The following is a 23,174-nucleotide window of genomic DNA, read 5'->3' as shown; positions in this document are numbered from 1 at the left end:
TTTCACATCTGCCTATTATGGCTTAATGAATTGTCCCTTATGCGTGTTGGCGGTCATCCGCGGGCCTCTTTGCCGGTTGTCCTAATCCTGACATTGGCTGAATAAGCTAGCTATATCAAGGAGGTGGACAACATTAACATATTTATAGGTTACATGGTTCTGGGTTTGTCCCTGTCGGCACCGATCGGCCCCGTCAATGCGGCCCAGCTCGACAAAGGATTGCGCGGAGGCTTCATGCATTCCTGGGCAGTCGGCCTCGGTGCGGTCAGCGCCGATATCATCTACATGCTGCTGGTATATTTCGGCATGATTCATCTGCTGGATGCCCCGTTCATCAAGGCATTCCTCTGGCTGTTCGGGTTCTTCGTCCTGGTCTACAGCGGCGTGGAGAGCATCAAATATTCGGGAGAGCTGTCGGCAGCCGAGATGAGGAAGAGCGAAGCCCCCCTGTCCAGATCATTTGTGTCGGGATTCCTCATGTCCCTGTTCAATCCGCTCTCCATCCTGTTCTGGCTGGGCATCTACGGCTCGATCCTGGCCAAGGCAGCCAGCGAATACCCGGTGCAGCAGCTATTGATCTACAGCGGCGCCATCGTGCTCGGCATTCTGCTCTGGGATGTGACCATGGCCGCAGCCTCCAGTATCTTCCGCAAATTCCTGACTCCCCGGGTATTGCGGGCCATCTCCGTATTATCCGGTCTGTCTCTGGTCGGCTTCGGCTTCTATTTCGGCGTTCAGGCTGCCCGGCTGCTCTTCTTCCATTAGACCTTGTTCTTCCGCAGCCGGATGCCTGTAATCCTGAACGCGGGTCCCCCGGGCAGCGAAGGATAACCGTCAGCCTGCTCCTCCGGCCCGGATTCCTTAACCGGAGCATCCCGCTGCTTGCGGACATGCTGAACGATCCAGTCCCCCAGCGCGATCAGCGCCACGATCAGCAGGCTGATATAGAAGCCCGGGCGGCTGAGCGCGTGGAACAGTGTGCCTGTTACAGCAGCCATAATCAGCACCAGACCGCTCCAGCGCTTCACTGCGCCCAGCGTACTTGGCTTCAGCAGCCTGCCCGAGGAGAGCAGAATGAAGGCCCAGTTATAGAGGATCATCAATCCGGCAGCGGTGGTGATGTATTCATACACCTTTCCCGGCAGCCACAAGGACATCATAATGGCACCGCTCAGACCGGCGGCAATCAGGCACAGCGCGAAGAACGGGTACTTCTCCTTCCATTTCTTCGAGAACATCTTAGGCGCATCCCCCTCCTGCGCCAGTGTGATCATCATCGAGGTGATTGCATACAGCGATGCGGTCATGGTAGAGAAGCCGGCAATGATCAGCACGCCGTTGAACAGATGCGGCACGAAGGCCAGATGGTCGCTGCGCAGAGCAAGCACAAATGGACTCTCCTTGGGATTAAAAGCGCTCAGCGGCACCATAATTACCGCAAGTCCAATAGACAGGATATACACGGACGCCAGTCCCACCAGCATCACCTTCCCTGCCTTCGGGGCATCCTCAGGATTCTTGAGCCTGTAAGACATAATCCCCAGCACCTCAATGCCCCCATAGGCATAGAAGGCAAAGATAAACGCGGACCAAAGCCCGATACCTCCCGCCGGAAAGAACCCCTTATAGCCCTGCGGCAGCTTCGGGGTGTACTTACCGCCGCCAATCCAACCTGCCAGCAGCGCCGCCGCGATCACCAAGAACATCAGAATGGCTGCCATCTTGATGACAGCCAGCACATTCTCCACCCGGTCGAAGCCTTTATTCCCGAAGAATACAATCCCCAGGCCAACCGCCGCGAACCCGGCCGCGAACACCCACATGGGTATGGCCGGGAACCAAAAGCGCGAGAATATGGATAATGCGGTGAGCTGGCTGCCCATAATCAGCAGCTCCGAGAACCAATACAGCCAGCCGCTGCCGAAGCCGGCCCAATTCCCGAACGCTTGCTTCGCATAGGAGCGGAAGGAGCCTTGTTCAGGCTGCTCCGCCGTCATCCGGGCCAGGGCATCGAATACAACATAAGTCCCCGCCGCAGCTAACAGATATACCAGCAGCACCGCCGGTCCGCCGATTGTGATTGCCAGCCCCGAGCCGAGGAAATACCCGGTTCCAATCGTCCCCGCAATACCGAGTAAGCTCAGCTGCCACCACTTTAACTTTTTGTCTTCTTCAGTCTTACCGGAGGTTTGCTTCATGAATTCCGTCCTCACCGCTTTCAGAATGGTAGATAACTCTCCAGTTCTAGAATTCCCTGCGGGACGGGAAACATGAATTTTATTTGATGAGGATCATTCCGTCTCAGCGCCATGAACCCACTGTAGCTGGGTATACGCCTTCATAGGGATGCCTGATGTATTGAATATCTCTTGATCCTTCACGTATTTATGCTCATACGTCATCTAATAACGCTTCTCTTGCTTCCCGTTGAATTCCGTGTAAGCTTCCAGCTTCACCGGCAGGCCCAGCTCCTGATTGAGCTGTGCATATTCATGAATAACCACTGTGCTGCCTTCCGGCTGACGGTCGTCTTCGAGCATATCCTTGCCCGACAGCTTCACTAGCTTGGTGCCGTCCTTGGCGTCCAGAACGCCTTCATTCTTCCATCCCGCCCGGGCAAATTCGGCTTGCCGCTCAGCGAAGGATTTCCAGGCGTCTACACGCAAGGCTTCCTCAGCAGACAGCTTCACATATTTTCCGCTTACAGCCTTCCCGTTCTTGTCTCTTGACACCTCTACCCATTTCGTTCCTTTATCTTTGAGATAGTGGCGAAGGCTGCTGTAGAAGTGACCGCCAAGGATGCCATAAGGGTGGAAGCAATCCATAATTTTTTCATTGTAATAATCTCCTTCAAGCGGGTTGTCAGAAACGGCGGGCCGCCTCTGCAATTCAAGAATAACAAGCGTCTGCATCCAACACTCATCATAAGCCCATCATTGCTCCAGCCTAAAAGACCACAAAGCCCGCCTCGGCGCGGACTGTGTGGTCTTGTTCTTCATTGCAGTCTGAACGCTCCTGACGGCAGATGGCTATATGAACAGCCTATTTCACCTAAAAGGTAGCATCCTGCATGAACGGAGAATGGGGTATCCCCCACATTACCAGGTACTTAATTCATTTCCATAGGCTACTGTACCTCCCGGATAATTAGACCAGACATATAATGCGGAGGGAGAAAAAAACCCAGTGCGCACTGGGTTCTCTGCCGGGGCTAAGCGGTCCACCCGCTATCTGCTGAACTATCAAACCTTGAAAGAGGGTAATCTTTAGGCTTTTTTCTTTCATTCCAGTAGGCCCTCTTCCTTCCCCCTGATAAATATCGACATATAGTGAAGTATCACAATATGAAGGAGGGTTTTATTTGTCCACACCCAATATTCCCAATATCACTCCGTCAATTTCATTGACGAGGGACGACGTAATTAATCTGATTTTCTCATCCATTGCGATGGAAGAGCTTGGTTTAGCACACATCATTAATGCGGAGGGGGAGAAAATCCAGTTCGCACTGGGCACCCTGCCGGGATTAAGCGGTCCACCCGCCACACTGGCACAGATTCTGCAGGTGAATGACAGCACGCGAGGCATGATGGATACCATTTTACGACAGGAAATGATGCTGGGTTCAAAGCTCAAAACGGCTGCCGGCGTTCCCAGCTTGGCGGGTCCAACAGGTCCGGTCGGGCCGACTGGTGCTGTAAGTCCCGTCACCAGCGTCAACGGCCAGACTGGAGCTATTGTGCTGGACTCTGCCGACGTAGGAGCTTTTCCTTACAATGAAGAGCCATCTGATTCCAATCTGAATTCGTTTATCGCAGCTGGCGTCTACAGCTCCAATGATCCCAATGGAGTTGATCCCACTAACGGTCCGGCAGGAGTAACGCATCCGCCGGTCTGGACCCTGTATGTGTCTCAGGTTGGGCGTTACATTCAGCAGATATATATATCCAATCCTGCCCTCTATTACCGCAGCAGCCCTGATTCAGGGTTTAACTGGACAGACTGGCAGGAAATTGGCGAACGCGGTGCCACAGGGCCTACAGGTCCGACCGGTGCAGGCGCAACAGGTGCTCCGCAAGGAGTTACCGGACCGACGGGCGCTACCGGCATTAAGGGAGCCACGGGTATCACCGGACTGAGAGGCATTACCGGAGCCACGGGCGTTACCGGGCCAACGGGAGCTACCGGGCCCACGGGCGTTACCGGGCCCACGGGTACTACCGGGCCTACAGGCGTTACCGGGCCGACGGGCATCACTGGACCCACAGGAGCTACCGGTTCAACCGGCATTACCGGGCCCACGGGCATTACCGGACCCACAGGTGTCACCGGACCCACAGGTGTCACCGGGCCTACCGGCATCACCGGGCCTACCGGCGTTACCGGACCCACAGGTGTTACGGGTCCAACTGGTATAACTGGACCCACCGGCATCACCGGGCCCACTGGCGTTACCGGACCCACCGGTATTACTGGAGCGACCGGAGTTACCGGACCTACCGGCGTTACCGGACCCACTGGCGTTACCGGACCTACCGGCGTTACCGGGCCTACCGGCGTTACCGGACCTACCGGCGTTACCGGACCTACCGGCGTTACCGGGCCTACCGGCGTTACCGGGCCCACTGGTGTTACCGGGCCCACTGGTGTTACTGGACCCACTGGCGTCACCGGGTCCACGGGTGTCACAGGTCCAACCGGTGTCACAGGTCCAACCGGTGTCACAGGTCCAACCGGCGTTACCGGGCCCACTGGTGTTACCGGACCTACCGGCGTCACCGGACCTACCGGCGTCACCGGGCCCACTGGTGTTACGGGTCCAACAGGCGTTACCGGACCCACTGGTGTTACCGGGCCTACGGGCGTTACCGGGCCTACCGGCGTTACCGGACCCACGGGTGTTACCGGTCCAACAGGCGTTACCGGACCGACAGGCGTCACCGGACCCACTGGCGTTACCGGACCTACAGGTGTCACCGGGCCTACGGGTGCCACCGGGCCCACAGGCTTACGCGGTATTACCGGAACGGTAGGATTATCCAGCGACTTCGCCAATGCCACTATCGCTGCTGTGAATCCCGTTGTTAATCCAGGTGCCCCCGTCCCCTTCGATACTGTTATTCCTACAGGGAGTAGCAATATACTTCTGGATACTACAACAGGAATATTTACTTTAACCGGCGGCCATATCTATCTGGCCATCTATTCCGTAGGGTCCCAGCAGAACAGATCCTTCCAGTTCGCTACCGCTGTTGCTCCAACTGCTCCAACTACATTGGTACCAGGAACTCTCACACAGGCAACAAGCGGCTCCGATGCTAACCATACTACATCCGTAGTTATTGATCTTATGGGACTAGGAGATTCAACACTGGCAGTCCTTAATGCCCTACCTGTCGACACTGCCACTGTCGTTAGTGATAGATGCCAAGTAACTATTCTAACTTTACGATAATGTTCTGCTGAACGATCACATCATGAAGGAGGGTTTTATTTGTCCACACCTAATATTCCGAATATTACTCCATCTATCTCCTTGACGCGAGATGATGTCGTGAACCTGTTGTTCTCATCTATTGCCATGGAAGAGCTCGGTTTGGCCCACATTCTTAATGCGGAGGGAGAGAAGATTCAGTTCGCGCTGGGCACGTTGCCAGGAATGAGCGGGCCGCCCGCCACTCTGGCACAGGTGCTGCAAGTCAATAATAATGTGCAATCCATGCTGGATACCATCTTCAAGCAGGAGATGATGCTGGATTCCAAATTGAAGACCGCCTCTAATCTTCCTGTAGTAATTGGCCCTGCCGGACCTACAGGACCCACGGGCGCTGCCGGCGGCGCCTTAAGTGTCAACGGTCAGACCGGAGTTGTTGTGCTAGAATCTGCGGACATAGACGCTTTTCCCTTAAACGAAGAACCTTCCGGATCTCCTCTGAACTCATTCACTCAAGCTGGCGTATACAGCTCCAATGATCCCAATGGACCTGATCCCACCAACGGTCCGACAGGAGTATCACATCCCCCGGTCTGGACCTTGTATGTCTCCCAAGTTGGAGCTTTCATTCAGCAGCTATACATCTCCAATCCCGTTCTCTATTACCGCAGCAGCCAGGATGGAGGAGCGCACTGGACGGACTGGCAAGAAATTGGTCAGCGCGGCATTACCGGACCTGCCGGTCCGACAGGTGCAGGTCTTACAGGTGCAATAGGCAACACCGGACCGACCGGTATTACAGGTCCGACCGGTTCCACTGGAGCAACAGGTATCAAGGGGCTCACAGGCGTCACCGGATCTACGGGCATTAACGGGCCGACCGGGGCAAGGGGCGCAACAGGTATAACTGGCGCGACGGGGATAGAAATTAGGGGGATTACCGGACCCACCGGCGTTACCGGACCTGCAGGTGTTACCGGACCTACAGGCATCACTGGATCCACCGGCGTTACTGGACCCACCGGCGTTACCGGGCCGACCGGCGTTACCGGGCCCACCGGCATTACCGGGCCGACCGGCGTTACTGGACCCACCGGCGTTACCGGGCCCACCGGCGTTACCGGGCCTACCGGTATTACTGGAGTGACGGGAGTTACCGGACCGACCGGCGTTACCGGATCGACAGGTACCACTGGGCCGACCGGAGCTACCGGACCCACCGGCGTTACCGGACCTACCGGCGTTACCGGACCCACCGGCGTTACCGGACCCACCGGTGTTACCGGACCCACCGGCATTACCGGACCCACGGGCGTCACTGGACCCACTGGAGTTACTGGACCCACCGGCGTTACTGGACCCACCGGCGTTACCGGGCCCACAGGCGTCACTGGGCCCACCGGCATTACCGGACCCACCGGCGTTACTGGACCCACCGGCGTTACTGGACCCACCGGCGTTACCGGGCCGACCGGCGTTACCGGGCCGACTGGCGTTACCGGACCGACCGGCGTTACTGGACCCACCGGCATTACCGGACCCACCGGCGTTACCGGACCCACTGGCATCACTGGACCCACCGGCGTTACTGGACCCACCGGCGTTACCGGGTCGACCGGCGTTACCGGGCCCACAGGCGTTACCGGGCCGACCGGTGTCACCGGGCCCACAGGCGTTACTGGACCCACGGGCGTTACCGGGCCCACGGGCGTTACCGGACCGGCAAATGACTTCATCTTTGCAACAATAACCGCTGGTTCAACTGCAAATGTTGGCGTCAATGCAGCCGTTCCGTTCGACAGTTATGTTGGTTCAACCAATAATATACAACTAGACGTTCTCACAGGAACCTTCACTTTAACCGCCGGGCATGCTTACCTGATTATGTACACTATGGGAGCCGGTAATAATAACGCTTTCCGCTTTGCAACGGGTATTCCCCCAGTCCCTCCAAACACTCTGGTTCCAGGCACTCTTACGTCAGCCTCCAATAATACCAATGTCAATCACACTACAAGTGCCATTCTGGATCTTCGCGGTGGCGTAGATACTGCTTTGGAAGTTCAAAACGTTGGAGCTGCACCTATAACTGTTAATTCTGACAGATGCGGAGTGACGATAAACACTTTGACCTAACGATATTTCGAACCATCAACTCATGAAGGAGGGTTTTATTTGTCTACACCTAACATTCCCAATATATCTCCAACGATCACCTTGACAAGAGAAGATGTCGTTAATCTGTTGTTCTCGTCTATTGCGATGGAAGAACTCGGTCTGGCTCACATTATTAATGCAGAGGGAGAGAAAATTCAGTTTGCTCTAGGCACACTGCCGGGAATAAGCGGTCCGCCCGCTACGCTGGCACAGGTTCTGGAGGTCAATAGCAGTACGCAAGCCATGCTGGATTCCATCTTCCGGCAGGAAATGATGCTGGATTCCAAATTAAAGAATGCCTCTCTCATTCCTACGGTAACCGGACCGACAGGACCCACGGGACCCACAGGGCTAGCAGGGGCTGTCACCAGCGTCAACGGCTCGATCGGAGCGGTTGTACTGGACTCCGCGGACATTGGAGCCCTGCCTTTTACAGAAGAGCCCTCCAGCTCCCCCTTGAACTCGTTCACCGAAGCGGGTGTCTACAGTTCCAATGATCCCGATGGAGCCGATCCCACTAACGGTCCGACAGGAGTATCACATCCGCCGGTCTGGACCTTGTATGTCTCCCAGGTTGGAAGTTTCATTCAGCAGCTATATATCTCCAATCCCGTTCTCTATTACCGCAGCAGCCAGGATGGAGGAGCGCACTGGACGGACTGGCAAGAAATTGGTCAGCGCGGCATTACCGGACCTGCCGGTCCTACGGGGACGGGCGTTACGGGTCCAACAGGATCTATTGGCGTCACCGGGTCCAGGGGCGCCTCCGGGCCAACAGGTGCCACTGGACCTATCGGCGTGACGGGTTCAACCGGCATTACCGGGCCTACGGGGGCTACGGGACCGACCGGCATTACCGGGCCAACCGGTGTTACCGGACCCACCGGCGTCACCGGACCTACTGGCATCACCGGGCCGACCGGCGCTACCGGACCCACTGGCGTCACTGGACCCACCGGCGTTACTGGACCGACGGGCGTCACCGGGCTGACCGGGGCCACCGGACCCACCGGCGTCACCGGACCCACCGGCGTCACTGGACCCACCGGCGTCACTGGACCCACCGGCGTCACTGGACCCACCGGCGTTACCGGACCCACGGGCGTCACCGGGCCAACAGGTGTCACTGGACCTACCGGGGCCACGGGTCCCACCGGCATCACCGGACCCACCGGCATTACCGGACCCACGGGCGTTACCGGACCCACGGGCGTCACGGGGCCGACGGGTGTCACCGGACCCACCGGCGTTACCGGGCTCACCGGCGTTACCGGACCCACGGGCGTTACCGGGCCCACCGGGGTTACTGGACCCACCGGCGTCACGGGACCTACGGGCGTCACTGGACCCACCGGCGTCACTGGACCGACCGGCGTCACCGGGCCCACTGGGATCACCGGACCCACCGGCATCACCGGGCCGACTGGTATCACCGGGCCGACCGGCATCACCGGACCCACCGGCGTCACCGGACCCACTGGCGTTACCGGACCCACCGGCGTTACCGGACCCACCGGCGTTACTGGACCCACCGGCGTTACCGGGCCCACTGGCGTCACGGGACCCACTGGCGTCACGGGGCCGACTGGCGTTACCGGACCCACCGGGGTTACAGGACCAACCGGGGCTACGGGAGCCACCGGGATCACAGGACCGACAGGACCAACAGGGTTACCAGGCCAACCCCTTAACTCTGTATATGCCACTATAGCAGCTGCAGCCCCCCTACCTATTCCGAATGGAGACCCGGTACCGTTCGATACGCGTAACGGAACAAGCGACACAGTAACACTTGCACCAGATGGAACCTTTACATTAACCGCTGGGCACGCTTATATGATTATATACTCTGTAGGAGGTGGCACTAATAACTCGTACCGTCTTGCAACGGGTACTGCTCCTAATGCTCCAACGAATTTGGTTGTAGGAACACTCTCATCATCCACTAACTCGACAAATGTTAATCATACGGCGAATGCTATTCTTGATCTTCGCGGAGGCGTAAATACTACCATGCAGGTCCAAAACGTGACAGCCACTGCAGTAACTATTATCCCTGACAGATGTGAAGTGACGATTATTACTTTAATATAAGGAGTTCGTAGTAAAGGAATCGAACCTACGTTTCCTTAAGGCTGAAGCAGGTTGTCTCAGACTAACATGTTCGAACGACCACCATCATGAATGAGAATGTCTTGGCTTGTGAATCTGTGTCTTCCATGATGGAAGTGCAGGTCACAGGCCGAGACTTTTTTTTGGTAGGACTGAAGCACACAAAAGCCACCCGAGCTTAGCGGGTGGCTTAGGTGCTAAAGCAGTACTCCCAATGCAACGATACTAGGATCAGGTTAATCTATGCATAGACCATATAATACCTGAATCTGTAGCACCCAAATCAATCGCAAGGTTTAAGCCATCAGCCTGATACAGGACAGCAATCTGATCATTAGCTGTAAGTTCAACTTCGCCTGCCAGAGTAACTGTGCCGCTAGCCAGGAGTGTTCTAAGGGTTAAGGTTCCTGTGATAGCCACATCCAGCACCGGCAATAATCCGGTCACCAGATCTATAGGTGTCGGAGTAATTCTTCGCACCACTACATATGGATTCTCATTTGCCCCGAGCGCAGCCGCGATAGCCGCGTTAGTTGCGAAATTGACGGTAGCTTCAATAGAGTATCTTCCCGTTACCGGAACGGTGAATACCCCACTAGTCTCGTTGAACCCCAGGTAACCATAATAAGGTGCTATTATCGTCCAACCGACAAGTTGTTGATCCGCATTCACTGCGAACGTAGTTAGAAATGCCGAGAAGCCTTGAATGGCCAAAATCGGACCGGTGGGACCAGTTGGACCCCTTTCACCTGTGGCTCCAGTAGCACCTGTGGCTCCGGTCGGACCTGTCACTCCTGCACCTGTGGGTCCAGTCGGGCCGGTCGCTCCGGTCACTCCGGTCACTCCAGGTGGTCCCGTCACTCCGGTCGGGCCAGTCACTCCTGCACCCGTAGGTCCGGTCGGGCCGGTTGCTCCAGTCACTCCAGGTGGCCCCGTCACTCCTGTTGCTCCAGTCACTCCTGCACCTGTGGGTCCACTCGGGCCTGTCACTCCTGTGACTCCAGGCGGCCCCGTCACACCGGTCGCACCCGTTGCTCCTACCCCTGGACCTGGAGGTCCTGTTACCCCGCGAGGCCCAGTCACTCCAGCACCCGTTGGTCCAGCAGGTCCGGTCGGGCCTGTTACTCCTGTGACTCCGGGTGGTCCCGGCTCACCTGTTGCACCCGTCGCCCCTACTCCTGGACCGGCCGGTCCGGTCGGGCCTCTTGCTCCAGTGGGGCCTGCCTCTCCGCCGCCATTTTCTCCAAGCAGTTCCTCAGACACTAACCGGTGTGCCGTGACCAGTTGACCTGTACTGCTCTTGCCCCACACCGAAACTTGAACCGGACCACTGTCTTCAGACGCTTCCGGTGTAACAAAAGTAAATTCAAACCCATTAAAATCAGCGTAATAATTCCTCGTAATCACTTGATTCGCTGCAAGATGGTGTAATTCGCTTACATACATAACCCTCGTTCCGGCACTCAAATAATAGCCCTGAATCGATACGGTGGAAGCCGAGTCCACACTGCGGTTATCGATTTTCACGGTAACCTGCTGAGTAGGCCTCACTCCGCCAACCGGATTATTTTCAATCGGTCCTGTTGATAAAAAAGCCATTATTCCATCACTTCCTGACAGTATATTTGGATTTCATTTCAGCATACGCCCGGAATAATACGGTATAGCGATGAACTGCGATCCCCCTTTTCCACACCGCCATTATTCTTTAGTCATACATGCCGAGTCTGCACATATAACCAGAAATATTCCAGTCAACAGCATGCTGAATTGATTATTATAGTAATATTCCGAGTTAACGGTTTGGTGTGGACTTCGGGGCCGACAAGCTGTAATGGGGCTGATGAGTAACAAAAGAGACCCTCCCGGGGGTTAACAAGCCTACGGAAGGGTCTCTCTCGACTGAATATCCAGCAATATTTGCGGTTCTTGCGGTTAGTGTAGCATCCATACGCAGAATTGTTGTACATGGACAACTGCCCATGCATAGACTTAGACAAAGACAATTTCAAACGGAGGTGCAATCTTGTCCAACCCCAACATCCCTAATATTACTCCAACCATCTCCCTGACCCGGGATCAGACTATTAATCTGCTGCTTGCTTCCATAGCGATGGAGGAGCTGGGTCTGGCCCATATTATCAATGCAGATGGTGAGAAAATTCAATATGCTCTGGGTACGCTCCCTGGTTCTAATCATACCAAATCTTCGATTAAGGAAATTCTGGCGGTGAATGAAAGTGTAAGAGATATGCTGGAGACTGTATTTAAGGAGGAAATGATGCTGAATTCCAAGCTTCAAAATGTGCTTAAACTGCTTCCTGACCGCCACTGCTAACCAAATAACCTTAGTAAAGTTATTTAATTAATATAAAGAAGATAGGTTCATATCCGGTTCGTCAATAATGTTCAGAGAATATTGTGGATTAATCCAACTTAAGGAGGTTGTTGTATTGTCCAATCCCAATATTCCGAACATCACCCCGACGATTGCCTTATCGAGAGATGATGTCGTCAATCTGCTCTTCTCTTCCATTGCTATGGAAGAGCTTGGACTCGCTCATATCATTAATGCTGAAGGGGAGAAAATTCAGTTTGCCCTCGGCACACTCCCAGGATTAAGCGGCCCCCCCGCCACACTGGCCCAGGTGCTGGAAGTCAATAGCAGCACCCAAGCCATGCTCGACACCATCTTCCGACAGGAAATGATGCTCGATTCCAAGCTCAAGACCGCCGCCAACGTTCCCACCTTGCAGGGGCCCACCGGACCTGTCGGACCCACCGGCGCCGCAGGCGCCGTCACCACAGTCAACGGCCAGGCCGGTGTTGTCGTATTGGATGCTGCAGATGTAGGCGCCTTTCCCGAAAATGTGGAGTCTTCCGATTCTAATCTTAACGCCTTCGTAGAAGCCGGGGTCTATAGCTCCAATAACCCCACTGGCCCGGCGCCTCAGAACGGTCCGATGGGAGTCTCGCATCCACCGGTCTGGACCTTGTATGTCTCACAGGTAGGTAGCTTCGTTCAGCAGATCTATATCTCGAACCCTGTCCTCTTCTACCGTAGCAGTCAGGATAACGGGGACCACTGGGGCCCGTGGATCGAAATTGGACAACAGGGGGCGACTGGCGCTACAGGGCCGACCGGAGCAGGCGTTACCGGACCTACTGGAGTTAGTGGCGCCAAGGGTGCCACAGGGGCCACTGGCGCTGCTGGGGTCACAGGAGCCACCGGGGCCACCGGCGCTACCGGGGTTACCGGCGTTACCGGCGCTACCGGCGTTACCGGCGCTACGGGTGCTACCGGCGTTACCGGCGCTACGGGTGCTACCGGTGCTACCGGCGCTACGGGTGCCACCGGCGCTACCGGCGCTACCGGCGCTACCGGCGCTACCGGCGCTACCGGCGCTACCGGCGCTACCGGCGCTACCGGCGCTACCGGCGCTACCGGCGCTACCGGCGCTACCGGGGCTACCGGGACCACGGGGGCCACTGGCGCTACAGGAGCCACTGGAGCCACTGGTGCTACCGGCGCTACCGGCGCTACCGGGGCTACCGGGGTTACCGGGGCTACCGGCGCTACCGGCGCTACCGGCGCTACCGGGACCACGGGGGCCACTGGCGCTACAGGAGCCACTGGAGCCACTGGTGCTACCGGGGCCACGGGGGCCACTGGCGCTACAGGAGCCACTGGAGCCACTGGTGCTACCGGCGCTACCGGCGCTACCGGCGCTACCGGCGCTACCGGGACCACGGGGGCCACTGGCGCTACAGGAGCCACTGGAGCCACGGGTGCTACCGGGGCCACGGGGGCCACTGGCGCTACAGGAGCCACTGGAGCCACGGGTGCTACCGGGGCCACGGGGGCCACTGGCGCTACAGGAGCTACTGGAGCCACGGGTGCTACCGGGGCCACGGGGGCCACTGGCGCCACTGGCGCTACAGGAGCCACTGGAGCCACGGGTGCTACCGGGGCTACCGGGACCACGGGGGCCACTGGCGCTACAGGAGCCACTGGAGCCACAGGTGCTACCGGCGCTACGGGTGCCACCGGCGCTACGGGTGCCACCGGCGCTACGGGTGCCACCGGGGCTACCGGTGCCACCGGGGCTACCGGTGCCACCGGCGCTACTGGCTCTAGAGGTGCTACAGGTCAACCAGGAACCTTGCATCCTCCAATGCTGTATGTAGGCACTAATGGGGGGAATGCAGCTAATAGACGTGTGTCGGTCATTAACGCCTTAACGAACGAAATCGTCTCAACCTTTTCAATTGCCGCAACGTACTTCGATAGTGCGGTAGTAGACTCACAACGGCACCTTCTCTATTTTTCTAACAGCACCAACATTATTCAATATGACGAACTGATGAACCAGATTACTGCCACTTACGCTCTGGGAGCGGGAACTCCCCGAGGGATGGCCATCAATACGTTGACGAATAAGCTATACGTGGCTAATAACCTCTCCACAGCTACCAATATTTGGCAAATAGATGTTCCCACAGGTGTAGTTACAACCATATCCGGGGTTACAAGCTTCCCAGTAAATATCGATATCAATCCACTGACCAATACGATCTATATCGCTTCTAATTACATTTCAGTCCTTGATGGAAATAACAATAATGCCGTGATTACAACATTTGCCGCTGCGACCAGACCGCATGGTATTCTGATCGACCCTCTTCGTGACCGGTTATGGGTTTCACATTATACGAGCCCAGGCATTGTGAATGTTTTTGATTCAACTAACTATGGCATTGTAGGCACGGTTACCGTTGGTAATAATCTTACGAATATCTCAGCGAACTTGCTGACCAACCGCTTTTATGTAACGAGTTATAGCGCATCCTATGTTAGTGTCATCGACGGAAATACCAATACTGTCGTCGGTACGATTACAACAGGAAGCAATCAGGACTCTCCTGCTGTGAATCCATTCATCACCCTATTGCGGAATACCGTTCAATCTAATCTGGTCTATGCCAGTATCGGAAATGCGAATGCCGTGATCGTTATTGACCAGAATACCAATAAGCTGCTTGCCACCATTCCGGTAGGAGACACGCCTTTTTGGAGTGTTATTGATCCGTTTATGTCTTAACGCAGGCCGAGAACGGACCAACGGTCTATGTTTCATGTAATTCAAGGAGAGGTGCGTCTAAGCAATCGCGCACCTCATTTCTATGTAACGATGGACAAAATAGGAGGGTAAGCTGTGGCTACAATCAGTTTGTGTCTAATTGTCAAGAATGAAGAGCAGAACCTGGAGCAATGTCTCTCTTCCGTACAAGGCATTCCCGATGAGATTATTATTGTTGATACCGGTTCAAGCGACCGCACCAAGGAGATTGCAGCAAAGTGGACACAGCATATCTATGATTTCGAGTGGATTGATGATTTCTCTGCTGCCCGGAATGAATCCTTCAAGTATGCCACCAAGGACTATATTCTCTGGCTGGATGCCGATGACATTCTGAAGCCTGAAGAAAAGGTCAAGCTGGAGCATCTGAAAGATACGCTTACGGAAGAAGTCGACGCGGTTGCAATGAAGTACGAAATTCCGCAGGATGGCAGCCGGAGATTCATCAGTCACACCACCAGGCTGCGGCTTCTCAAGCGTACCAAGGGCTTCATCTGGAAAGGAATCGTACACGAAGATATTGCTATAGAGGATGCCTATCATTTTATGAACTCCGATATTACTGTCACCCATACTAAAACAGGAAGTGCTACAGGCGGTCCCCCCCCAATGAGAAATCTGAAAATCTACGAAAAGCATCTGGCCAGGGGTTACACCTTCAGCATATCCGATACGCTTAACTATGCCAGAGAATGCCAATCCCATAAGCAATATGAAAAAGCGATTCGTTATTACGAGTTATGCAAGGATCATCCTGAAATACCCCGGGAGAACCAAATTTTCATCCTTCACAAGCTGGCAACCTGCTATGTATATAACAACCAGCCGGAGAAAGAACTGGAGCTTACTCTTGAAGCTCTTGCCAAAGATGTCCCTTACCCTGCCTTCAGTTGCCGGATGGGGGAGCACTTCCTGAAGTCAGGCAATCTGGAGGCCGCCATATTCTGGTATCGCTCGGCATATTCCTCCCCTCCAGGGGAACGGTATTCCTGGTCTGCTGTTGACAATGCCTATCATACCTGGCTTCCGCATCAACAACTCTCTCTATGCTATCAGGCTCTGGGAGATACGGCCCAGGCGAAGCACCATCAGCAATGGGCTGAATTTTATCGTAAGGGGTAGCAGCAAATAACGTGGCTGTGATGGGTCAGAACACGAATAAAATCCTTGCTACCATTCAGGTAGGAACCGCTCTACTTTGGAGTGTTATTGATCCGTTTATTTGTTGATGTCTTCGTGGGGGCAGATACAATATCCTGTGTTCGTTTAGCAAAATATTTAATAGAAAGAGACAGCTCCGGATGCTTGTTCACTCCTGTAGCTGTCTCTTTCTGGGTTAATCCGCCCTTTATAACATGTTCCCCCCTAAGTCCACACCAAACTGGTAAGTCTGAATATTACTATATTAATCATTAAGCATGCTGCTGACTGGAACAAAATTCAAATATACTGACTGGAAGTGATGATGTAATGGCCTTTTTATCAACAGGACCGATTGAAAATAACCCGGTTAGCGGAGTGAGGCCTACTCAGCAAGTTACCGTTAAAGTCGATAACCGCAGCGTGGCCTCAGCCTCCTCAGTATCTATTCAGGGTTATTATCTAAACGCAGGAACAAGGGTCATGTACGTTAGCGAATTACTCCATCTTGCAGCGAATCAAGTCATTACGAAGACTTACTACGCGGATTTTAATGGGTTTGAATTCATTTTCGTTACACCTCATGATGCAACCGAGTTGAGCGATTCTATTCAAGTCTCAGTGTGGGGCAAGAGTAGTACAGGTCAACTGGTAACGGCACACCGGTTAGTGTCTGAAGAACTGCTTGGAGAAGATCACGGCGGAGGGGCGGGTCCCACTGGAGCACAAGGACCGACCGGACCCACCGGCGCAGGATTGACAGGTCCTCGTGGAGCGACTGGTCCTACCGGGCCAGGGGCAGGAGCGACGGGTCCCCGCGGAGCGACAGGGCCTCGCGGAGTGACTGGACCGACCGGTCCAGGGGCAGGAGCGACGGGACCTGCTGGAGTGACAGGGCCTCGTGGAGCAACCGGACCCACTGGTCCAGGGGCAGGAGCGACGGGACCTGCTGGAGTGACAGGGCCTCGTGGAGCAACCGGACCCACTGGTCCAGGGGCAGGAGCGACGGGACCTGCTGGAGTGACAGGGCCTCGTGGAGCAACCGGACCCACTGGTCCAGGGGCAGGAGCGACGGGACCTGCTGGAGTGACAGGGCCTCGTGGAGCAACCGGACCCACCGGTCCAGGGGCAGGAGTTACCGGGGCTACGGGTGCCACTGGCGTTACCGGGGCTACGGGTGTTACCGGGGCTACGGGTGTTACCGGGGCTACGGGTGTTACCGGGGCTACGGGTGCTACCGGGGCTACGGGTGCTACCGGGGCTACGGGTGCTACCGGGGCTACGGGTGTTACCGGGGCTACGGGTGTTACCGGGGCTACGGGTGCTACCGGGGCTACGGGTGCTACCGGGGCCACGGGTGTTACCGGGGCTACGGGTGCTACCGGGGCCACGGGTGTTACCGGGGCTACGGGTGCTACCGGAGCTACGGGTGTCACCGGGCCTACCGGTGCTACTGGTGCTACCGGGCCTACCGGCGCTACGGGTGCCACCGGAGCTACCGGGGCGACGGGTGCACCAGGAACAATACGTCCCCCAATGCTATATGTAGGGACTAATGGTGGAACTCCGGCTAATAGACATGTGAATGTCATTAACGCCTTAACGAACGAAATCGTTTCAACCTTTTCAATTGCCGCTACGTACTACGATAGTGCGGTAGTAGACACGCAACGGCATCTTCTCTATTTTTCTAACGGCACCAACATTATTCAATATGACGAACTGACCAACCAGATTACCGCTACTTATCCTGTCGGAGGCCAGCCTCGCGGGATGGCCATTAATACCTTTACGAATACGCTATACGTAGCCAACTCCACCAATTCATCTACGAATATTTGGGAGATCGATGTCGACTCAAGTGTAGTAACAACCATTGCCGGTGTTACAAGCTTCCCTGTAAATATCGATATTAATCCACTGACCAATACGATTTATATCTCTTCTGATTATGTTTCTGTCCTTGATGGCAATAACAACAATACAGTGATTACGACATTTGCCGCTGCTACCAGACCGCATGGCATTCTGATCGACCCTCTTCGTAAACGGTTATGGGTCTCACATTATACGAACCCAGGCATTGTGAATGTTTTTGATGCAGACACCTATGCCATTGTAGGCACGGTTACTGTTGGCAACAATCTAACGAATATTGCAGGGAACCTGATAACCAACCACTTCTATGTAACGAATTTCAGCACAACTTATGTTAGTGTCATCGACGGAGCCCCTCCATACCCAATCGTCGGTACAATTACAACAGGAACCAATCAAGACTCTCCTGCTGTGAATCCATACATCACACTTTTGCGGAATACCGTTCAATCCAATCTGGTCTATGCCAGCATTGGGGCAGCGAATGCCGTGGTCGTAATTGATCAGAATACCAATACACTCCTTGCTACCATTCCAGTTGGAGACTCGCCTTTTTGGAGTGTTATTGATCCGTTTATGTCTTAACCCAGTGCTGAAATCATTTATAAAGAAATCAAACTCAAGGAAACCGATTATTTTATCCATCGGCTTCCTTTTTTACTGGATTATTTTTTTGCAATAGATGGGTTCCTATCCGGTTCCCCTAAGCGGTTCTTAGAATATTGTGGATTAATCCAATTTAAGGAGGTTAACCTCTTGTCCAATCCCAATATTCCAAACATCACTCCTACGATTGCGTTATCAAGGGATGACGTTGTCAATCTTCTATTTTCTTCCATTGCAATGGAGGAGCTGGGACTAGCCCATATCATCAACGCCGAAGGCGAGAAAATCCAGTTTGCTCTTGGTACGCTGCCGGGGATCAGCGGTCCCCCTGCCACACTGGCACAGGTACTGGAGGTGAACAATAACGTACAATCCATGCTCGATACTATCTTCAAGCAGGAAATGATTCTGGATTCCAAATTAAAAACTGCCTCTAATCTTCCTATTGTAATTGGACCTACCGGCCCTACCGGACCCACAGGTGCTGCAGGAGGTGTCCTAAGTGTCAACGGCCTGACCGGCGCGGTGGTATTGAATGCCGAGAACGGCGTCTTCCCCTTCTCTAATGACGAACCTTCCGGTAGTAACCTCAATCAGTTCAACCAGCCTGGGGTCTACAGTTCGGCAGACCCGTTCGGTCCGGATCCCCAGAACGGTCCACCCGTCCAACACCCGCCCGTTTGGACCCTCTATGTCTCCCGGGTCGGCAACTTTGTCCAGCAGCTCTATATTTCCAATCCCTCCCTGTACTACCGCAGCAGCCAGGATGGGGGGAGCACCTATCCTACTCCTTGGATTCCTATTGGTGAACGAGGCCCGACCGGGCCGACAGGAGCCGGGGCTACGGGGCCTGCAGGATCTACAGGGGCTACTGGCGCTACCGGCGCTAAGGGGGCTACTGGCGTTAAGGGGGCTACCGGGCCTACGGGGGCTACCGGAGCCCCGGGGGCTACGGGGGCTACGGGGGTTACCGGGCCTACGGGGGCTACGGGGGCCACCGGAGCCACCGGCGTTACTGGTGCAACGGGCGCTACTGGCGCTACTGGTGCTACTGGTTCCACAGGGGCTACCGGCGCTACCGGCGCTACTGGTTCCACAGGGGCTACCGGCGTTACCGGCGCTACCGGCGTTACCGGCACTACCGGCGTTACCGGCGCTACTGGCGTTACCGGCGTTACCGGTGCTACTGGTGTTACCGGCTCTACTGGTGCTACCGGACCAACCGGGGCTACTGGCGCTACTGGCGTTACCGGGGCTACTGGCGCTACTGGCGCTACTGGCGCTACTGGCGCTACTGGACCAACAGGCGCTACTGGACCAACAGGCGCTACTGGACCAACAGGTGCTACTGGACCAACAGGTGCTACCGGGTCTACAGGTGCCACTGGTGCTACGGGTGCCACTGGTGCTACGGGTGCCACCGGAGCCACCGGCGCCACCGGAGCCACCGGAGCCACCGGCGCCACCGGCGCTACTGGCGCTACTGGCGTCACCGGGGCCACTGGCCCTACCGGCGCTACTGGCGCTACCGGCGCTACCGGGCCTACTGGCGCTACTGGCGCTACTGGCGCTACTGGTGCTACTGGGCCTACTGGCGCTACTGGGGCATTGTCATCATCCTATTTTTATGCGATTGCTAGTTCGAACGGCATAACACCAGTCATCACAGGTAACAGCATTATATTTAATCCATTTATAGTAAAAACCGCTGATATTGATTTTGTAAATGGCACTACCACAGCCACTCTTAACACTTCAGGCATTTACAGAATTGCTTTCATGGCAACCACGGCGGCTTCAGGAGGTGCTACCACTTTATTAGAGTGGACTCTGGCAGTAGGCGGTACCCGCATCCCTAGCGGAGAATTTCACGAAACCGTGGTCGCAACAACTGTTAATCAAATAACCGGAGAGTATTTGGTAGATATAACCGCTCCACAAACCATCAGCGTAGTGAATACTTCACCGAACACCCAGAATCTATCGGGAGCAAATGCTAATGAAACGAATGCATACTTGATAATTACGAGAATTGCATAATCTGATCAGGACACAATAAATTCCAGTTCAATGCGGCGGTACCCGAGGCTTCGGGAACCGCCTTTTTATATATCACTCAATACTTCTGATGCCTAGCTCTGCTCCATGTCTCGGTCAAGACTGGGAACTGAGGATTGGACCATCATAGATGGACTGACCCCATCTCATTAATAGGTTCCTATCCGGATCTCCTAAGCGGTTCTTAGAATATTGTAGATTAATCCAATCTAAGGAGGTTACATCTTGTCCAATCCCAATATTCCAAACATCACTCCTACGATTGCCTTATCGAGGGATGATGTTGTCAATCTGCTGTTCTCTTCCATTGCCATGGAGGAGCTGGGACTTGCCCATATCATTAATGCCGAAGGGGAGAAAATTCAGTTTGCCCTCGGCACACTGCCGGGGATCAGCGGTCCCCCTGCCACACTGGCACAGGTACTGGAGGTCAATAGCAGCACCCAAGCCATGCTCGACACCATCTTCCGACAGGAAATGATGCTCGATTCCAAGCTCAAGACCGCCGCCAACGTTCCCACCTTGCAGGGGCCCACCGGACCTGTCGGACCCACCGGCGCCGCAGGCGCCGTCACTACAGTCAACGGACAGGCCGGTGTTGTCGTATTGGATGCTGCAGATGTAGGCGCATTTCCCGAAAATGTGGAGCCTTCCGGTTCTGATCTTAACACCTTCGTAGATGCTGGTGTCTATAGCTCCAATAGTCCAACTGGTCCGGTACCTGGGCATGGTCCCACGGGAGTAGCACATCCGCCGGTCTGGACCTTGTATGTCTCACAGGTAGGTAACTTCGTTCAGCAGATCTATATCTCGAACCCTGTCCTCTTCTACCGCAGCAGTCAGGATAACGGGGACCACTGGGGCCCGTGGATCGAAATTGGACAACAGGGGGCGACTGGCGCTACAGGGCCGACCGGAGCAGGCGTTACCGGACCTTCTGGAGTTAGTGGCGCCACGGGTGCTACTGGCGCTACCGGCGCTATGGGGGCCACTGGCGCTACAGGGGCCACGGGAGCCACTGGTGCTACTGGGGCCACTGGCGCTACCGGGGCCACGGGAGCCACCGGCGCTACCGGGGCCACGGGAGCTACGGGAGCTACTGGTGCTACTGGTGCTACCGGGGCCACTGGCGCTACTGGCGCTACCGGGGCGACGGGCGCCACTGGTGCTACCGGAGCCACCGGGGCCACTGGCGCCACTGGCGCTACCGGGGCCACTGGCGCTACCGGGGCCACTGGCGCTACTGGAGCTACCGGGGCGACGGGCGCCACTGGTGCTACTGGCGCTACCGGCGCTACTGGACCCACTGGCCCTACTGGACCCACCGGACCTACTGGACCCACCGGCCCTACTGGACCCACCGGCCCTACTGGAGCCACCGGCCCTACTGGAGCTACCGGCCCTACTGGACCCACTGGCCCTAGTGGACCCACCGGACCTACTGGACCCACCGGACCTACTGGACCCACCGGCCCTACTGGACCCACCGGCCCTACTGGACCCACCGGCCCTACTGGACCCACTGGCCCTACTGGACCCACCGGCCCTACTGGACCTACTGGACCCACCGGACCTACCGGTGCTACTGGCGCTACCGGAGCCACTGGCGCCACGGGTGCCACGGGTGCCACGGGTGCCACGGGTGCTACCGGACCGGCTGGTACGATGCAATTCCCCAAATTATATACTGCCACCAACACTGGGCAGGTCGTATACTCCATTAACGCACTTACCAATCAAGTGATCGCTACCTGGCCTCTTAACCAGCCAGGTACGGGTTTAAAAACAGGTTATGGTGCAGCAATTGATACACTTCGTCACAAGCTTTTCTACTCGGATGGATTCAGCGTCGTCAAAGTGGATGAACTGACAGATCAGATAGAAACGGTGTATGTGGTAGGCGCCCAACCACGCGGTATGTCGATTAACACGATTACCAATACGCTTTATGTTACAAATAATACCAATACCAGCAATAATATTTGGGCTATTGATGTAGATACGGGTGCAATCAGCACAATTACGGTTAGTGCAACTGCTGTACAACCAATCCAGGCTGAAGTTAATCCCTTCACTAATAGGGTGTACACTTTACAATCTGCAGTACCTGGGATTACTGTTTACGATGCCAGCACCAGTGCCATTGTTCAAACCATTGCACTGACAGGTAACAACCCTCATGGCCTCGTGGTAGACCCTTTCAGAAATAGACTATGGATAACTTATTACGGCGCTAATTTTATCAATTCGTATGATCTCACAACAAGTACGATTGAGACCAACATCGTAATTGCTGGTAGTATTAGTAATATATCTGCAAATCTGGTCACTAATCAGTTGTACGCCACTGGCGCGGCAGTCTATGTAATTGATGGAGATAGCAGAACTGTGGTCGCAACGATTAGTACAGGCGGCAACTCAAATGAACTACCTGCCGTTAACCCTTATACGACCCTTGTTGCAAAGTATCCAGCGAATTCCGTATATGCCGCAGTAGGTCAGAGAAATTATTTGGCAGTTATCGATCAAAAAACGAATACTATAGTTTCTACAATCTTAGTGTCGCAAACCCCGCTTTGGACTGCCATAGATCCTTTTGTGAATTAAATGTTGGAAAAGGAATTACTTGAGGAACACATACTCCTCAC

The 23,174-nt window shown here is 55.1% G+C and carries 13 protein-coding genes; 10 read left to right on the top strand and 3 right to left on the bottom strand.

Going from position 1 to position 23,174, the window contains the following annotated elements; all coding sequences use genetic code 11:
- The first annotated feature begins 153 nt into the window (after positions 1-153).
- Positions 154-765 (top strand): LysE family transporter, encoded by a 612-nt coding sequence (locus tag NSS64_RS06035; protein ID WP_341139544.1) that lies wholly within the window; start codon positions 154-156, stop codon positions 763-765.
- Here NSS64_RS06035 and NSS64_RS06030 read toward each other — a convergent pair.
- The gene (locus NSS64_RS06030; RefSeq protein ID WP_341139543.1) at positions 762-2,198 is read right to left on the bottom strand and encodes an amino acid permease; all 1,437 of its coding nucleotides are present in this window, start codon (positions 2,196-2,198) and stop codon (positions 762-764) included. The two genes, NSS64_RS06035 and NSS64_RS06030, sit on opposite strands and share 4 nt — an antisense overlap.
- 204 nt (positions 2,199-2,402) lie before the next feature.
- Positions 2,403-2,912 carry a hypothetical protein gene (locus NSS64_RS06025; RefSeq protein WP_341139542.1) on the bottom strand — a complete coding sequence of 170 codons (510 nt, stop codon included), beginning with the start codon at positions 2,910-2,912 and terminating at the stop codon, positions 2,403-2,405.
- A 449-nt stretch (positions 2,913-3,361) separates the two neighbouring features.
- Here NSS64_RS06025 and NSS64_RS06020 point away from each other — a divergent pair, with 449 nt between their 5' ends.
- Genes NSS64_RS06020 through NSS64_RS06010 form a run of 3 tightly spaced genes read left to right on the top strand, consistent with a single transcriptional unit; the run spans position 3,362 to position 9,685 of the window.
- The gene (locus NSS64_RS06020) at positions 3,362-5,455 is read left to right on the top strand and encodes a collagen-like protein (RefSeq protein ID WP_341139541.1); all 2,094 of its coding nucleotides are present in this window, start codon (positions 3,362-3,364) and stop codon (positions 5,453-5,455) included.
- Between the two features lie 39 nt (positions 5,456-5,494).
- Complete coding sequence (locus NSS64_RS06015) at positions 5,495-7,570, top strand: collagen-like protein (RefSeq protein ID WP_341139540.1); 2,076 nt, start codon at positions 5,495-5,497, stop codon at positions 7,568-7,570.
- Between the two features lie 39 nt (positions 7,571-7,609).
- On the top strand, positions 7,610-9,685 hold the full coding sequence (locus tag NSS64_RS06010) for a collagen-like protein (protein ID WP_341139539.1): 2,076 nt from the start codon (positions 7,610-7,612) through the stop codon (positions 9,683-9,685).
- A gap of 249 nt (positions 9,686-9,934) precedes the next feature.
- Here NSS64_RS06010 and NSS64_RS06005 read toward each other — a convergent pair whose 3' ends face one another.
- On the bottom strand, positions 9,935-11,302 hold the full coding sequence (locus NSS64_RS06005) for a hypothetical protein (protein ID WP_341139538.1): 1,368 nt from the start codon (positions 11,300-11,302) through the stop codon (positions 9,935-9,937).
- A gap of 427 nt (positions 11,303-11,729) precedes the next feature.
- On the opposite strand from NSS64_RS06005, the gene NSS64_RS06000 reads away from it, so the two are divergent.
- From NSS64_RS06000 to NSS64_RS05975, 6 genes are all read left to right on the top strand, one after another.
- Entirely contained in the window at positions 11,730-12,041 is a 312-nt protein-coding gene (locus NSS64_RS06000) for a hypothetical protein (RefSeq protein ID WP_341139537.1), read from the top strand.
- A 115-nt stretch (positions 12,042-12,156) separates the two neighbouring features.
- Positions 12,157-14,805, top strand: a complete 2,649-nt coding sequence (locus NSS64_RS32710) for a collagen-like protein (RefSeq protein WP_445667775.1) — start codon at positions 12,157-12,159, stop codon at positions 14,803-14,805.
- Positions 14,806-14,919: 114 nt separating this feature from the next.
- Positions 14,920-15,966, top strand: coding sequence for a tetratricopeptide repeat-containing glycosyltransferase family 2 protein (locus tag NSS64_RS05990; protein WP_341139536.1), 1,047 nt, complete (start codon positions 14,920-14,922; stop codon positions 15,964-15,966).
- Between the two features lie 615 nt (positions 15,967-16,581).
- Complete coding sequence (locus NSS64_RS05985) at positions 16,582-18,447, top strand: YVTN family beta-propeller repeat-containing protein (RefSeq protein WP_341139535.1); 1,866 nt, start codon at positions 16,582-16,584, stop codon at positions 18,445-18,447.
- A gap of 171 nt (positions 18,448-18,618) precedes the next feature.
- Positions 18,619-20,508, top strand: a complete 1,890-nt coding sequence (locus NSS64_RS05980; RefSeq protein WP_341139534.1) for a collagen-like protein — start codon at positions 18,619-18,621, stop codon at positions 20,506-20,508.
- A 243-nt stretch (positions 20,509-20,751) separates the two neighbouring features.
- A complete protein-coding gene (locus tag NSS64_RS05975; RefSeq protein WP_341139533.1) occupies positions 20,752-23,133 on the top strand; it encodes a hypothetical protein in 2,382 nt (793 codons plus the stop codon).
- Positions 23,134-23,174 lie beyond the last annotated feature (41 nt).

This window comes from Paenibacillus sp. FSL H8-0122, assembly GCF_038005345.1.
GTDB lineage: Bacteria > Bacillota > Bacilli > Paenibacillales > Paenibacillaceae > Paenibacillus_AQ.
This window is presented reverse-complemented; position numbering and strand designations above follow the sequence as displayed.